14 protein-coding genes are annotated in these 14053 nt (G+C 68.4%); 7 read left to right on the plus strand and 7 right to left on the minus strand.

Annotation, left to right across the window (positions count from 1 at the left end; translation table 11 throughout):
* Window positions 1-148: 148 nt before the first annotated feature.
* Window positions 149-814, minus strand: coding sequence for a TetR/AcrR family transcriptional regulator (locus tag AB0I77_RS08910; protein WP_363281706.1), 666 nt, complete (start codon window positions 812-814; stop codon window positions 149-151).
* Between the two features lie 97 nt (window positions 815-911).
* Between AB0I77_RS08910 and AB0I77_RS08915 the strand changes: the two genes are divergently transcribed.
* Window positions 912-1664 (plus strand): SDR family oxidoreductase, encoded by a 753-nt coding sequence (locus AB0I77_RS08915; protein WP_363281707.1) that lies wholly within the window; start codon window positions 912-914, stop codon window positions 1662-1664.
* A 98-nt stretch (window positions 1665-1762) separates the two neighbouring features.
* Window positions 1763-2548 carry a glucosamine-6-phosphate deaminase gene (gene nagB / locus AB0I77_RS08920; protein WP_363281708.1) on the plus strand — a complete coding sequence of 262 codons (786 nt, stop codon included), beginning with the start codon at window positions 1763-1765 and terminating at the stop codon, window positions 2546-2548.
* A 79-nt stretch (window positions 2549-2627) separates the two neighbouring features.
* Here nagB and AB0I77_RS08925 read toward each other — a convergent pair whose 3' ends face one another.
* The 6 genes from AB0I77_RS08925 to AB0I77_RS08950 form a co-directional block, all read right to left on the minus strand.
* Window positions 2628-3185 (minus strand): hypothetical protein, encoded by a 558-nt coding sequence (locus AB0I77_RS08925; RefSeq protein WP_363281709.1) that lies wholly within the window; start codon window positions 3183-3185, stop codon window positions 2628-2630.
* The gene (locus AB0I77_RS08930; RefSeq protein ID WP_363281710.1) at window positions 3182-3430 is read right to left on the minus strand and encodes a helix-turn-helix transcriptional regulator; all 249 of its coding nucleotides are present in this window, start codon (window positions 3428-3430) and stop codon (window positions 3182-3184) included. The genes AB0I77_RS08925 and AB0I77_RS08930 overlap by 4 nt, the downstream gene beginning before the upstream one ends.
* A gap of 84 nt (window positions 3431-3514) precedes the next feature.
* The gene (locus AB0I77_RS08935; protein WP_363281711.1) at window positions 3515-5002 is read right to left on the minus strand and encodes a glycoside hydrolase family 3 protein; all 1488 of its coding nucleotides are present in this window, start codon (window positions 5000-5002) and stop codon (window positions 3515-3517) included.
* Window positions 5003-5010: 8 nt separating this feature from the next.
* On the minus strand, window positions 5011-5880 hold the full coding sequence (locus tag AB0I77_RS08940; RefSeq protein ID WP_363281712.1) for a carbohydrate ABC transporter permease: 870 nt from the start codon (window positions 5878-5880) through the stop codon (window positions 5011-5013).
* Complete coding sequence (locus AB0I77_RS08945) at window positions 5877-6872, minus strand: sugar ABC transporter permease (RefSeq protein WP_363281713.1); 996 nt, start codon at window positions 6870-6872, stop codon at window positions 5877-5879. Before AB0I77_RS08945 ends, AB0I77_RS08940 begins: the two co-directional genes overlap by 4 nt.
* Before the next feature lie 76 nt (window positions 6873-6948).
* Window positions 6949-8235 carry an extracellular solute-binding protein gene (locus tag AB0I77_RS08950; protein WP_363281714.1) on the minus strand — a complete coding sequence of 429 codons (1287 nt, stop codon included), beginning with the start codon at window positions 8233-8235 and terminating at the stop codon, window positions 6949-6951.
* Window positions 8236-8589: 354 nt separating this feature from the next.
* Between AB0I77_RS08950 and AB0I77_RS08955 the strand changes: the two genes are divergently transcribed.
* The 5 genes from AB0I77_RS08955 to mctP all read left to right on the plus strand — a co-directional run bounded on the left by AB0I77_RS08955 (window position 8590) and on the right by mctP (window position 13991).
* Window positions 8590-9348, plus strand: coding sequence for a GntR family transcriptional regulator (locus AB0I77_RS08955; protein ID WP_363281715.1), 759 nt, complete (start codon window positions 8590-8592; stop codon window positions 9346-9348).
* A 245-nt stretch (window positions 9349-9593) separates the two neighbouring features.
* Window positions 9594-11741, plus strand: a complete 2148-nt coding sequence (locus tag AB0I77_RS08960; protein WP_363281716.1) for a carbon starvation CstA family protein — start codon at window positions 9594-9596, stop codon at window positions 11739-11741.
* Window positions 11704-11913 carry a YbdD/YjiX family protein gene (locus AB0I77_RS08965; protein WP_363281717.1) on the plus strand — a complete coding sequence of 70 codons (210 nt, stop codon included), beginning with the start codon at window positions 11704-11706 and terminating at the stop codon, window positions 11911-11913. The genes AB0I77_RS08960 and AB0I77_RS08965 overlap by 38 nt, the downstream gene beginning before the upstream one ends.
* A 153-nt stretch (window positions 11914-12066) precedes the next feature.
* Complete coding sequence (locus AB0I77_RS08970; protein ID WP_363281718.1) at window positions 12067-12366, plus strand: DUF3311 domain-containing protein; 300 nt, start codon at window positions 12067-12069, stop codon at window positions 12364-12366.
* The gene (mctP, locus tag AB0I77_RS08975; RefSeq protein ID WP_363281719.1) at window positions 12363-13991 is read left to right on the plus strand and encodes a monocarboxylate uptake permease MctP; all 1629 of its coding nucleotides are present in this window, start codon (window positions 12363-12365) and stop codon (window positions 13989-13991) included. The genes AB0I77_RS08970 and mctP overlap by 4 nt, the downstream gene beginning before the upstream one ends.
* The last annotated feature ends 62 nt before the right edge of the window (window positions 13992-14053 follow it).

Genomic DNA, 14053 nt, shown 5'->3' on the forward strand with positions numbered 1-14053 from the left:
CTTCAGTTCTCTCTACGTCTCCTGACGCATCACTACGCATTGTGGACTAGACCACTACGTGTGTCCATGCGTTGGAGGCTGTTTGTTGTTGGGACTTTTCCCGGCCGATTCCCCGCCGGACCCCACTAGTCGGAACTAGTCGGACGCCCTAGCATCCACCGATCAGCCTACCCGTGTGGGTTCCTGTGCGGGGCCAGATGGCCATGGCAATTTCCGCGAGCGCCTCCAACTCCCCCTGGCTCGCGCCGTCGCGCGCCTGTTGGGACATGCCCTGGATCATCGCCCCCGTGTGCCGGGCGAGCGCGGCGGCATCGGTGCCGGGCGGGAGCAGGCCCGCGGCGACGTCCGCCCGGATACGGCGCTCGAACGCGGCGACGGTGGCGTTGCGCCGCTCGCGCAGGGACTCCTCGACCTCGGCGCTCGTGCAGTTGATGGCCGCGTGGACGACGAGGCATCCGTACGGGTGGGCGGGGTCGGTGTACTCGACGGCGGCCTCGCGCAGCGTGCGCTCGACGGCGGCGCGGGCGGTGGGTTCCTCGGCGAGGGCGCGGTCGCCGAAGGAGCCGTACTTCGCGTCGTACTCCCGGACGACCTCCTCGAACAGCGACCGCTTGTCGCCGAAGGCCGCGTAGAGGCTCGGGGCGCCGATGTCCATCACGCGTGTGAGATCGGAGACCGATGTGGCCTCGTAGCCGTGCTGCCAGAAGGCCAGGAGCGCCTTCTCGAGGGCTGTCTCGCGGTCGAAGGAGCGAGGGCGGCCCCGGGGCTTGGATACGGGCTTGACCTGTGCCTTCGTGTCCTCGCTGCTCACCATGGAGTGAATTGTATAGCGGGTACTAGAGAAATGTCGCCGAGGTGTTGTACGGTCTTTTCTGTAGCGACCGCTAGGGAATAGCGAAGGAGGCGCCGACATGGGCGTGCTTGCAGGCAGGACGGCTCTGGTCACCGGGGCGAGCAGGGGCATCGGCCGCGGGATCGCGGAGCGGCTGGGACGCGACGGCGCACGGGTCGCGGTGCACTACGGCAGGAACGAGGCGGCGGCGAAGGAGACGGTCGCCGCGATCGAGGCGGCGGGTGGCTCGGCCTTCGCGATCGGGGTGGAGCTGGGGGCGCCCGGGGACGCCGAGGCCCTGTGGGAGGAGTTCGACCGGCACGCGGACGGGCTGGACATCCTGGTGAACAACGCCGGAATCGGCAACACCCGGCCGATCGAGGAGATCGACGAGGCGGAGTACGACAGGGTCTTCGCGGTGAACGTGAAGGCGCCCTTCCTCCTCGTCAAGCACGGCATGACCCGCCTGCGCGACGGCGGCCGGGTCATCAACGTCTCCTCGGGGCTGGCCCGGAGCGCGAAGATGCCGAACAACATTGCGTACGCCATGACGAAGGGCTCTCTGGACGTCTTCTCCCTGTACCTGTCCAAGGTGCTGGGCCCTCGGAACATCACCGTGAACTCGGTGGCGCCGGGGGTCATAGCCACCGACGGCACATATGAACTGCTGCACGCGAGCGAGGACGCGCGGGAGAAGGCAGCGGCGCTGTCGGCGCTGGGCCGGGTGGGGGAAACGGCCGACGTGGCGGATGTGGTGGCGTTCCTGGCGTCGGACGGGGGACGGTGGGTGACGGGGAGCTGGGTGGACGTTACGGGAGGTTCACAGAGCTAGGGGGACCTGGACAGACGTTGATGGCAGCATCTCGGCCGGGTGGGCCGATTCTGTTAGATTGGTCTACACCACATGTCTTTCAGATCGGCGGGCCCAGCGTGGAAGTTGTCATAGTTCCGGACGCCAGGTCGGGCGGCGAGCTGATCGCCGAGGCCATGGCCCATCTGCTCCGGCGCAAGCCCGGCGCCCTGCTCGGCGTGGCCACCGGCTCGACGCCGCTGCCCATCTACCAGGCACTGGCGGCGAAGGTGCGTTCCGGTGCCGTGGACGCCTCGCGGGCGCGGATCGCGCAGCTCGACGAGTACGTGGGGCTGCCCGCCGAGCATCCGGAGTCGTACCGGTCGGTGCTGCGGCGCGAGGTATTGGAGCCGCTCGGGATCGGGATGGACGCGTTCATGGGGCCGGACGGTACGGCCGAGGACGTACAGGGGGCATGCGTGGCGTACGACAGGGCGCTGGCCGAGGCCGGCGGGGTGGACCTTCAGCTGCTGGGGATAGGGACCGACGGGCACATCGGGTTCAACGAGCCGTGCTCCTCGCTGGCCTCGCGGACCCGGATCAAGACGCTGACCGAGCAGACCCGTGTGGACAACGCGCGCTTCTTCGGCGGGGACATCGAGCAGGTGCCGCACCACGTGATCACACAGGGCATAGGCACGATCCTGGAGGCGCGGCACCTGGTGCTCCTCGCGACCGGCGAGGGCAAGGCGGACGCGGTCGCCGCGACCGTCGAGGGGCCGGTCGCGGCGGTGTGCCCCGCCTCGGCGCTGCAGCTCCACCCGCACGCGACGGTCGTGGTCGACGAGGCCGCCGCGTCCAAGCTGAAGTTCGCGGACTACTTCCGGTACACGTACGCCAACAAGCCGGCGTGGCAGGGGATTTAGGAGGGGTGGCGCTCCGGGGTGCCACGCCGCCCTGGGGCGCACGTCCTTCTGACTCCAGGCCGGTCAAGGCGCGGATGCTTCAGAGCGCAGGCACTTCGTCTTCTTCGGCGTCTCCTTTGGCGTCTTCTTCGGCCGGCTCGTCCTGAGCCGTCAGGCCGGCCACCCACAAGGGCATCAGCCAGTGGGCCATGAGGACGGCGATGAGCAGGGGCGCCGCGTAGACCCTGGGCGCGTCCCCGTCGAGGGCACCGGTCACCAAGAGGCCTGCCACGGCTGCGGTCAGCAGCAGTGTCATCGCCCGGTGGGTCCGGCCCAGGACCCGGTTGCGTTCAGCCGACTGCCGTTCGTCCAGGGCGCGTTCGCGCAGTTCCAGCAGGCCGCGGGTGGCGCCGTTGACCACGCCCGTCGCGAGCATCCAGGGCAGCAGCAGCACCGCGATCACGGCGACGGCCCACATCGGCTCGGCCTTCGCGAGGTAGAAGTGGGTCATCAGTCCCCCGATGGCCACCGTGAGCGTGATGTGCGCGGCGACGGCCAGGCGTCGGCGCGGCGCCGTGGTGTACAGCGGCCGGCCCCTGGGGTCGTTCATCAGCCGCAGCATGTTCCGGTCGTAGCGAGTCATCCGAGGCGTCGTCATGGCCGGTTCCTCCCGTAGATCTCATCCGTGAGCGGGCGGAACGGTTCGAGGGAGAACAGCGCCTCGACGGGCAGTCCGAAGAACTTCGCGATCTTCAGCGCCAGGTCGAGGCTCGGGTTGTACTGGCCCCGCTCGATGTAGCCGATGGTCTGGTAGTGCGCCCCCACGGCCTCGGCCAGTTTCTGACGCGACACCTTCCGTTCGGCGCGCACCATCGCCAGCCTGTTGTGTACCTGCTCGCTCATGTATAAGAACTACTACATACTGGAGGAGAGATGCAACCAACTCCGGTCAGCGGTACCGGGTTCCGGCGAAGGGGCCCGGTCTCCCTAGATCCCCGCGATGACCTCCGCCGCCGCCCGGCCGCAGACGCGGGCCGCGCCGTGGGTGGCGATGTGCAGGGCGCCTCGGGGGGTGGCCTGGGGAAGGCCCATTTCGACGACGATCGTGTCGGGGCGGACCGCCAGCAGGGTGTCGAGGGCCGTGGCCATCCAGGGGTGGCGGTGTTCGTCGCGGACGACGGCCACGATGCGGCGGGGGCCGGCCGTCTCCAGGGCCGTGCGGCCGGCCTCCTCGTCGGTGAAGGTGCCGGTTTCCGTGCCGGGGAGCAGTCGGGACAGCTCCGCGGCCACGCCCCAGGGGGTCTCGTCGCCGACCGCGAAGTTGGCGACGGGGGTGAGGGCGGCGACGTACGGCGGTTCGGTGAGGGGGGTGAAGTGCTCTGCTTGGGTACGGCGCAGGGCTCGCCGGGCCGCGCGCAGGCCGATGTCACTGGTGGCGGCTTCGTGCGGGACGGTCCGGGCCGTCGACGCCGTCCACCGGGCCAGGGCCCGTACGCGTTCCGCCGCGTCCGCCAGGCGTTCCTCGGGGAGTTCGCCCGAGCGTACGGCGGTGACCAGGGCGTCGCGCAGGCGTCGTACCGTCTCGTCGTCGGCCAGGCCGCCGCCCACGCAAATGGCGTCGGCGCCGGCCGCGAGGGCGCGGACGCTGCCGCGTTCGATGCCGTAGGTGCCGGCGATGGCCTGCATTTCCATGCCGTCGGTGACGATCAGGCCGTCGTAGCCGAGTTCGCCGCGCAGCAGGTCGGTCAGGATGCGGCGGGAGAGGGTTGCCGGGCGGTCCGGGTCCAGGGCCGGGACCAGGATGTGCGCGGTCATCAACGCCCGGCTGCCGGCGGTGATCGCGGCGCGGAACGGGGCCAGTTCACGGCCGTCGAGCACGGAGGCGTCCGCGTCGATGCGCGGGAGGGCGTGGTGGGAGTCGATCGCCGTGTCGCCGTGGCCCGGGAAGTGCTTGGTGCAGGCGGCGACTCCGGCGGACTGGAGTCCGGTGACGTAGGCCGCCGTGTGCCGGGCGACCAGTTCGGGGGCGGCGCCGAAGGAGCGTACGCCGATGACCGGGTTCGACGGGTTCGAGTTCACGTCGGCCGACGGGGCCCAGTTGAGGTTCACCCCGCAGGCCGCGAGGCGGCGGCCGAGTTCGGCGGCCACCTCCTGCGTGAGCGCTACGTCGTCCACCGCCCCGAGCGCGTTGTTGCCGGGGAAGCTGGAGCCCGTCCGCACCTCCAGGCGCGTGACGTCTCCGCCCTCTTCGTCGATCGCGACGAGGACGTCGTCGCGTTCGGCGCGCAACTGCGCCGTCAGGGCCGCCAGTTGTTCCGGCGTGGCGATGTTGCGGCCGAACAGGCCGACGGAGGCGAGGCCTTCGCCCAGTCGGCGCAGCAGCCAGTCGGGGGCGGTGGTGCCCGGGAAACCGGGCTGGAGGACGGTGAGGGCGTCGCGCGTCAGGGTGTCTGTACCGCTGGCGAGGGTCGTCATCGGTGGTGTTATCCCTTCACGGCGCCCGCGGTCAGGCCCGCGGCCATCTTGCGTTGGACGAGGAGGAACAGGACGACGATCGGCACGGCCATCATGGTGGATCCGGCCATCATCGGGGCGTATTCGGTGCCGTGCTTGGTAGTGAAATTACCGAGCCAGACGGTCGCGGTCTGGTTCTTCTGGCTGAGCAGCATGAGGGCGTACAGGTATTCGTTCCAGGCCTGGATGAAGGCGTACACCGAGGTGGCGACCATGCCCGGGGCCAGCAGAGGGAACACGACCCGGATGAAGGCGCTGGTGCGGGAGCAGCCGTCGACCATCGCCGCCTCCTCCAGTTCCTTCGGGATGTTGACGATGAAGCCTCGCAGCGTCCACACCGTGAAGGGGAGGATGAAGGTCAGGTACGTGATGATCAGACCCGTCAGACGGTCGTACTGACCCAGGTCGTTGAGCAGCAGGAAGACCGGAATGATCATCGCGACCAGCGGGACCATCTGGACCGCCAGGATGCCCACGATCACGATCTTGCGGCCGCGGAAGGCGAAGCGCGAGATGGCGAGCGCGGCCAGCATGCCGACGGCCATGCCGACCAGGACCACTGCGAGGGACACGATCAGGCTGCGGCCGACCGGGCCCCAGAAGTCGGCGATGTCCAGCGCCCGGCTGAAGTTGGACAGGGTGAGGCTCGTCGGCAGCACGCTCGGGTCCGGGTCGATGGCGTCCTTGGCCGGCTTGAAGGCCGTGTTGAGCATCCAGTAGACGGGGAAGCCGGCGGTGACGAAGACGAGGAGGCCGAGGAGGTTCCAGCCGAGCCGGGACTTCACGCGACGCCGGCCGGGCGTGGCGGCACGGTTTCGCGCCGTGGCGGTGACGCTCATTCGACCTCTCCGATCTTCAGCATCTGGCGCATGTAGACGGCGACGACACCGAGCAGCAACAGCACGGTGAGCAGGGCGATCGCCGAGCCCTGCGCATAGTCGTTGACCACGAAGGCGCGGTCGTAGGAGTAGGTGGTCAGGAGCTGGAACTCGGCCTCCGGGTGGCCGCCCCGCATCACGAAGACCTGCGGGAAGACGCCCATGTCCCAGATGACGGAGAGGGTCGTGAGCATCACGATGATCGGCTTGAGGATGGGGAGGGTGACGTAACGGAAGACGCCCCAGGCGCCCGCGCCGTCGAGCCGGGCCGCCTCCTCCATCTCCTTGGGGACCTGGGTGAGACCGGCGCTCAGGGTGATCACCACGAAGGGCACGGCTCCCCAGACCACCAGGAGCATGATCACGGCCAGGCCCTGCGGCCCGCTCGCGAACCAGTTGTGGCCGATCAGCTCGACGCCCGGCAGCTTGCTGAGCAGGGCGTTGAGGATGCCGTAATCCGCGTCGAACAGCCATTTGAAGACCGTGGTGGCGACGATGATCGGCATGCCCCAGCTGGCCACCAGCGCGATGTTGACGAGGGTCTTCACCCAGCCGGAGACCCGCTGGAGCAGCAGTGCGATCAGCATGCCCGCGACCATCGTGAAGATCACGCAGCCGGCCGCGAAGACGATGGTGCGGACGACGACCGCCCAGAACTCGCCGTCGCCCAGCACCTTGGTGAAGTTGTCGAACCCGACCGACTCGGCCGGCTGGAAGCCCCACAGCTGGGACTGCCCGAACTTCTGGAAGGACAGGGTGACCAGACGGATCAGCGGATAGGCGAGGACGAGCGCCAGGATCAGCAGGCAGGGGGCGAGGAGCAGCCAGGGGATGCCTGCGCCCGTCGAGGCCTTCGTTCTCGGTGGCTTGTCAGGTGACTTCGTTCCCGCGCCCGGTGGCGGTGACTGCCGCGTGGGCGGCACTTGGGCAGTGGTCGTGTCTGCGGCACTCATCCGCGCGCTCCTCAGCGGTCCCTCGGGTCGGACGAGAAGCGGGGCCCCGCCCGTGGCAACAGGGCCCCGCCGGCGGTCACTTGGTGTTGATGACCTTGTCGATCGCGGCGTCCGCGTCCTTCGCGGCGTCCTCGACCGACTTCTTGCCGGTGCCGATGCTCTGCAGCATGGTCTGCAGGATCTGGGCCTTCTCGACCTGGCCCCAGCCCGGTGCCATCGGGACGAACCAGTTGGACTCGGCCGCGGTGGCCGGGACCGCCGTCGCCGGGTCGTCCTTCAGGGTGGCGAGGTCGGTCTTGTTGTTGGGCAGGTTGCCCTTGGCCATCAGGCCCTTCTGACCGGAGGGACCGGTGAACGCGTTGATCCACTCCGCGGCGACGGCCTGCGCGTCCGACTTCACCGGGACGGCGAGGTCGGAGCCGCCGAGGAAGACGGGGAGGTTCTTGCCGGACGGGCCGGGCATCACGAAGTTCTCGACGTTGCCCGCGAGCTTGCCGGTCTTGTCGTTCTCCTTGGCCGCGGCGGTCGCGCCCTCCCAGGCGGGAGCGAAGATCATGCCGGACTTGCCCTGGCCGTAGACGATGTAGCGGTCGGACTCGTCCTTGGTCTTGTCGCCGTGCATGTACTTGTCGACGACGTCCTTGAACGCCTCAAGGCCCTTGAGGGACTCGGGCGAGGAGAGGTTGCCCTTCCACTGGCCGCCCGACTCGACGGCGATCGAGCCGCCGGCGTCGTAGACGAAGGACATGGCCGCGTACCAGTCGCGGGTGGGCTGGAACCAGGCGCTGAACTTGCTGCCCTTCTTCTTCTGGACCTTGTCCAGGGCGGAGGTGAGCTCGTCGTACGTCTTCGGGACGGACTTGACGCCCGCCGAAGCGAACACGTCCTTGCGCCAGTTGGCGACGCGGCCGCCGGCGTAGTAGGGAACGCCGTAGGTCTTGCCCTCGTAGGTCACGGAGGCCTTGAGGCCGTCCAGCCAGGCGGAGGACTTGTCGAACTGGGCCGGGTCCACGGGGGCGAAGGCACCCTTGACCATGTAGCCCAGCATCTCGGTGTTGCCCATCTCGACCACGTCGGGGACCTTGTCGGTGGCGAGGACGGCGTCCAGCTTGGTGTTCTTGTCCGGCCAGCCGTAGTACTCGTGGTTGATCGTGATGCCGGGGTGCGCCTTCTTGACGGCGGCGTCGGCGGCCTTCACCAGCTGCGGCCAGTTGTTCTGGGCGTCGACGGTGAGCCAGACGGTCAGCTCCTTGGCGTCCGCGCCGCTCTTGTCCGAGTCCCCGCTGCCACTGTCGCCCCCGCACGCCGCGACGGAGACCATCATGCCCGCGATACCGATCGCGACTATCAGCTTGCGCTTCACGCCACCCTCCTCAGGGATGCCACAAACCCCCCTGCTCCCCGCGGTGCACGTGGGGCCGGGACCTGGACCAATGGTGTAGACCAGTAGGCGGAGCTTGGCCCAGACCAAGAGACCTGTCAAGGGCTGCCGAACAGCTCTGACCAGCCGTTATGCGACCTACATATGCAGGAACCTTTAAGTAAGAACCCATCGGAAACAGCAACGACGGAGGGCGCACTCCCGGTAGACCACGCGGTGGACTAGACCAAATGAGTTGGCGACGGTATACAGAGGGGATCACGGAGCGTGCGAAAGACATCCCGGTACGCTGCCGTGCCACGATGTGAGCCGCATCCGGAGCCGGGAAGGCAGAGCATGAGCACCGACGTCAGCCGTGCGGAGAACGGTGCGGGTGTCCGTACCGCGCGCGTGCCCAAGTACTACCGCCTGAAAAAGCACCTGCTCGAGATGACGGAGACGCAGTCCCCCGGCACGCCCGTACCGCCCGAGCGCACCCTGGCCGCGGAGTTCGACACCTCGCGCACCACCGTGCGCCAGGCCCTCCAGGAACTGGTCGTCGAGGGGCGCCTGGAGCGCATCCAGGGCAAGGGCACCTTCGTCGCCAAGCCGAAGGTCTCGCAGGCGCTCCAACTCACCTCGTACACCGAGGACATGCGCGCTCAGGGCCTCGAACCCACCTCGCAGCTGCTGGACATCGGCTACATCACCGCCGACGACCGGCTCGCCGGACTGCTCGACATCACGGCCGGCGGACGCGTCCTGCGCATCGAGCGCCTGCGCATGGCGAACGGCGAGCCGATGGCCATCGAGACGACACACCTGAGCGCGAAGCGCTTCCCGGCCCTGCGCAGGTCCCTGGTCAAGTACACCTCGCTCTACACCGCGCTCGCCGAGGTCTACGACGTCCATCTCGCCGAGGCCGAGGAGACCATCGAGACCTCGCTGGCCACTCCGCGCGAGGCAAGCCTGCTCGGCACCGACGTGGGCCTGCCGATGCTGATGCTGTCCCGGCACTCGCTGGACCGGGAGGACCAGCCGGTGGAGTGGGTGCGGTCGGTGTACCGGGGGGACCGCTACAAGTTCGTGGCCCGGCTCAAGCGGCCGGCGGAGTAAGGCGCCCCAATCGCCGCAAGGCGGGCGCGCACCAAGTGCGTAGTTGCTACGCTCGATGCGTCGACGACAACCAAGTCGGCGCCACTGAGCGGGTCTTGACCCGCCCCGGCCGCTGGGAGAGTGGTCGCAGGACAGGCATGACCTGTCAAACTCCCCGGAGCGATCCAGGGGAGAGTCTCCCGCAGCCATGCGGGAGAGGACTCCAAGTTCCTCCCGTCGCCGTACGAGTTGGGAGGACGACTCGGATGCGTACCACCAGCACGCGAACCATCCTGACCTGGACGCTCGTGGCGCTGGTGGCCGCCGCGGGCTGGTCCGTGCTCGCGCTCTCCCGGGGCGAGGAGGTGTCGGCCGCCTGGATGGTGGCGGCAGCCCTCGGCTCGTACGCCATCGCCTATCGCTTCTACGCCAAGTTCATCGCGTACAAGGTGCTCAAGGTCGACCGGAACCGGGCGACCCCGGCCGAGCGCCTGAACAACGGCATCGACTTCCACCCCACCGACCGGCGGGTGCTGCTTGGCCACCACTTCGCGGCGATCGCCGGCGCCGGACCGCTGGTCGGGCCCGTGCTGGCCGCGCAGATGGGCTATCTGCCGGGCACGATCTGGATCATCGCCGGCGTGATCTTCGCGGGCGCGGTCCAGGACATGGTGGTGCTGTTCTTCTCCACCCGCCGGGACGGCAGGTCCCTGGGGCAGATGGCGCGCGAGGAGATCGGCCCGTTCGGCGGGGCGGCGGCCCTGCTCGCCGCCTTCGCCATCATGATCATCCTGCTCGGGGTGCTGGCCCTGGTCATCGTGAACGCCCTGGCCGCCTCGCCGTGGGGCACCTTCTCCATCGCGATGACGATCCCGATCGCCCTGCTGATGGGCTTCTACCTGCGGGTTCTGCGGCCCGGCCGGGTCACCGAGGTCTCGCTGATCGGCGTGGCGCTGCTGTTGCTCGCGCTGGTGTCGGGGCGCTGGGTGGCCGAGTCGTCGTGGGCGGACGCCTTCACGCTCGCGCCCTCCACCCTGGTCATCTGGCTGGTGGCGTACGGCTTCGTCGCCTCGATCCTGCCGGTGTGGATGCTGCTGGCGCCCCGCGACTACCTCTCCACCTTCATGAAGATCGGCACGATCTTCCTGCTGGCCCTCGGTGTCGTCATCACGCTGCCGACGCTGAAGATGGACGCGGTCACCGACTTCGCCGCACGCGGTGACGGGCCGGTCTTCGCGGGATCGCTGTTCCCCTTCGTCTTCATCACCATCGCCTGCGGCGCGCTGTCCGGCTTCCACTCGCTCATTTCGAGCGGTACGACGCCGAAGATGATCCAGAAGGAGACGCAGGTCCGGATGATCGGCTACGGCTCCATGCTGATGGAGTCGTCGGTCGCGGTCATGGCGCTGGTCGCGGCGAGCATCATCGACCCGGGGCTGTACTTCGCGATGAACGCGCCCTCGGGGGCGATCGGCACGACGGTCGAGAACGCCTCGCAGGTGGTGAGCGGTTGGGGCTACTCCATCTCCCCCGGCGAGCTCGCCCAGGCGGCCAAGAACGTCAAGGAGTCGACCCTGCTGTCCCGTACCGGCGGCGCACCCACCCTCGCCGTCGGGGTCTCGGAGATCTTCTCCGAGGTCACGGGCGGGAGCCTGCGGGCCTTCTGGTATCACTTCGCGATCATGTTCGAGGCGCTGTTCATCCTGACCGCGCTGGACGCGGGCACGCGCGTGGGCCGGTTCATGCTCCAGGACACGCTGGGCAACCTCTACCGGCCCTTCCGGAACGTGAGCTGGAAACCCGGTCTGGTCATCACCAGCGCGCTGGTGTGCGGGCTGTGGGGGTACTTCCTGTGGGTGGGCGTCCATGAACCCCTGGGCGGGATCAACCAGCTGTTCCCGATCTTCGGTATCTCCAACCAGCTGCTCGCGGCGGTCGCGCTGGCCGTCTGCACCACCCTGCTGGTGAAGTCGGGACGCCTCAAGTGGGCCTGGATCACCGGGATTCCGCTCGCCTGGGACGCCACGGTCACGCTGACCGCGAGCTGGCAGAAGGTGTTCTCCAGCGACCCGAAGGTCGGCTTCTTCAAGCAACGGTCCGTGTTCCAGGACGCGATCGACCGGGGCGAGGTGCTGCCGCCCGCCAAGTCCATGGACGACATGCGCACCGTGGTCACCAACTCCACGGTGGACGGCGTCCTGTCGGCCGTCCTCGCGATCCTGATCGTCGTCGTCATCGTCGACGCGGCCCGCGTCTGCGTCCGGCATCTGCGCCGCCCGGCGCTGTCCACGCTGAGCGAGGCGCCGTACGTCGAGTCGAAGATCGTCGCTCCGGCCGGGCTGATCCCGACGCGGGAGGAGAAGGAGGAGGAGCGCCGTGCGGTCGGCATTCCGGCAGACACTTCGGGCGCTTAGGAGTGTGCGCTGGTATGTGCGGGAGTTGACCGATGAGTCGGCATACGACCGCTATGTCGCGCATGTTCGCGAGGAGCACCCGGACACGTGGGTGCCCTCCCGGCGCGACTTCGAGCGGATGCGCACGGACCGGCAGGAGGCGGACCCCCGGCAGGGGTTCCGCTGCTGCTGAGGGAGCTGTTGGGGGTGCTGTTGATGTGCTGATGAGGTGCGGCTTGGGCCGATAAACGGCCGATATGCGGACGGGGGCTTTCGCTTTCGTGACACCGTCGCCTAGATTGCCTGCGCGTTGCACAGGTGATCAGTGAGGGGATGGAGCCGCGGTATGTCACAAGCGCCTGAAGTGAGACCCCCGGTGGTGACACCGGCCCGCGTGGTCATAGCGCTCTGCCTCGTCGCGCCCTTCGTGGCGATGCTGTGGGTGGGGTCGTACGCCAAGACGGACCCGGCGTTCATCGGCATCCCGTTCTTCTACTGGTACCAGATGCTGTGGGTGCTGATCTCCACCGCGCTGACGATGACCGCGTACAAGCTGTGGCAGCGCGACCAGCGCGGTCGCACGGCCCAGAGCACGGCCCAAAGCAAGGCCCAGAGCACGGCCCAGAGCAAGGGTGAGTCGGCATGAACGACGGCGTGAACGGCGTCGCACTCGCCGTCTTCATCTTCTTCTTCCTGGCCGTCACGGTCCTGGGCTTCCTGGCCGCGCGCTGGCGCAGGGCCGCGGACGAGAACAGCCTCGACGAATGGGGCCTGGGCGGCCGGTCGTTCGGTACCTGGGTCACCTGGTTCCTGCTCGGCGGCGACCTGTATACGGCGTACACCTTCGTGGCGGTCCCGGCGGCGATCTACGCGGCGGGCGCGGCCGGCTTCTTCGCGGTGCCGTACACGATCCTGATCTACCCGCTGATCTTCACGTTCCTCCCCCGCCTGTGGTCGGTCTCGCACAAGCACGGGTATGTGACGACGTCGGACTTCGTGCGCGGGCGCTTCGGCTCGAAGGGCCTGTCGCTCGCCGTGGCGGTGACCGGCATCCTCGCGACGATGCCGTACATCGCGCTCCAGCTGGTCGGCATCCAGGCGGTGCTGGACGTGATGGGCGTCGGCGGCGGCGAGGACACCAACTGGTTCGTCAAGGACCTGCCGTTGCTGATCGCCTTCGGTGTGCTGGCGGCGTACACGTACTCGTCGGGTCTGCGCGCCCCCGCGCTGATCGCGTTCGTGAAGGACACGCTGATCTACATCGTCATCGCGGTGGCGATCATCTACATCCCGATCAAGCTCGGCGGCTTCGACGAGATCTTCGCCAAGGCGGGCGACGCGTTCAGCCAGACCAACCCGGCGACGGGCGCGCCACGTGGTGCGCTGGTGCCGGGAGAGGCGGGCCAATGGACGTACGCCACGCTGGCGTTGGGCTCCGCGCTCGCGCTCTTCATGTACCCGCACTCCATTACGGCGACGCTGTCCTCGCGCAGCCGTAACGTGATCCGCCGCAACACGACCATCCTGCCGCTGTACTCGCTGATGCTGGGCCTGCTGGGTCTGCTGGGCTTCATGGCGATCGCGGCCGGGGTCAAGGTCAGCAACGGGCAGCTGGCGATCCCGCAGCTGTTCGAGAACATGTTCCCGGCCTGGTTCGCCGGCGTGGCCTTCGCGGCGATCGGCATCGGCGCGCTGGTGCCGGCGGCGATCATGTCGATCGCGGCCGCGAACCTTTTCACCCGCAACATCTACAAGGACTTCATCAAGCCGGACGCGACGCCGGAGCAGGAGACCAAGGTCTCCAAGCTGGTCTCGCTCCTGGTGAAGGTGGGGGCGCTGGTCTTCGTCCTGACGATGGACAAGACGGTCGCGATCAACTTCCAGCTGCTCGGCGGCATCTGGATCCTTCAGACCTTCCCGGCCCTGGTCGGCGGCCTGTTCACCCGCTGGTTCCACCGCTGGGCACTGCTCGCGGGCTGGGCGGTCGGCATGGTGTACGGCACGGTCGCCGCGTACGGCGTGGCCTCGCCGACGCAGAAGCACTTCGGCGGCTCGGCGAAGGAGATCCCCGGCATCGGGGAGATCGGCTACATCGGCCTGACGGCGTTCGTGCTGAACGTGGTGGTCACCGTGGTGCTGACCTTCGTCCTCAAGGCGCTGAAGGCTCCGGAGGGCATCGACGAGACGAAGCCCTCGGACTACACGGCGGACGCGGGCGACCCCGGCGTAGCGGTGGAGCTGCCGCCGGCCACGGCGGGCGCCGCACACTGAGTCGTACGTGCTCACGGGCCGCCGGTGAAATATCCGGCGGCCCGTCTTCGACCCAGCGGACG

It is taken from the genome of Streptomyces sp. NPDC050619, from assembly GCF_040654815.1.
GTDB lineage: Bacteria > Actinomycetota > Actinomycetes > Streptomycetales > Streptomycetaceae > Streptomyces.

Excerpts from the sequence above, each read along its gene's own strand:
- AB0I77_RS08925 (WP_363281709.1), bottom strand. The coding sequence starts at position 3,185 with ATGACGACGCCTCGGATGACTCGCTACGACCGGAACATGCTGCGGCTG.
- AB0I77_RS08940 (WP_363281712.1), bottom strand. The coding sequence starts at position 5,880 with ATGAGCGTCACCGCCACGGCGCGAAACCGTGCCGCCACGCCCGGCCGG.
- AB0I77_RS08970 (WP_363281718.1), top strand. The coding sequence starts at position 12,067 with ATGTCACAAGCGCCTGAAGTGAGACCCCCGGTGGTGACACCGGCCCGC.
- AB0I77_RS08930 (WP_363281710.1), bottom strand. The coding sequence starts at position 3,430 with ATGAGCGAGCAGGTACACAACAGGCTGGCGATGGTGCGCGCCGAACGG.
- AB0I77_RS08955 (WP_363281715.1), top strand. The coding sequence starts at position 8,590 with ATGAGCACCGACGTCAGCCGTGCGGAGAACGGTGCGGGTGTCCGTACC.
- AB0I77_RS08960 (WP_363281716.1), top strand. The coding sequence starts at position 9,594 with ATGCGTACCACCAGCACGCGAACCATCCTGACCTGGACGCTCGTGGCG.
- AB0I77_RS08945 (WP_363281713.1), bottom strand. The coding sequence starts at position 6,872 with ATGAGTGCCGCAGACACGACCACTGCCCAAGTGCCGCCCACGCGGCAG.
- AB0I77_RS08910 (WP_363281706.1), bottom strand. The coding sequence starts at position 814 with ATGGTGAGCAGCGAGGACACGAAGGCACAGGTCAAGCCCGTATCCAAG.
- mctP (WP_363281719.1), top strand. The coding sequence starts at position 12,363 with ATGAACGACGGCGTGAACGGCGTCGCACTCGCCGTCTTCATCTTCTTC.
- AB0I77_RS08915 (WP_363281707.1), top strand. The coding sequence starts at position 912 with ATGGGCGTGCTTGCAGGCAGGACGGCTCTGGTCACCGGGGCGAGCAGG.
- AB0I77_RS08935 (WP_363281711.1), bottom strand. The coding sequence starts at position 5,002 with ATGACGACCCTCGCCAGCGGTACAGACACCCTGACGCGCGACGCCCTC.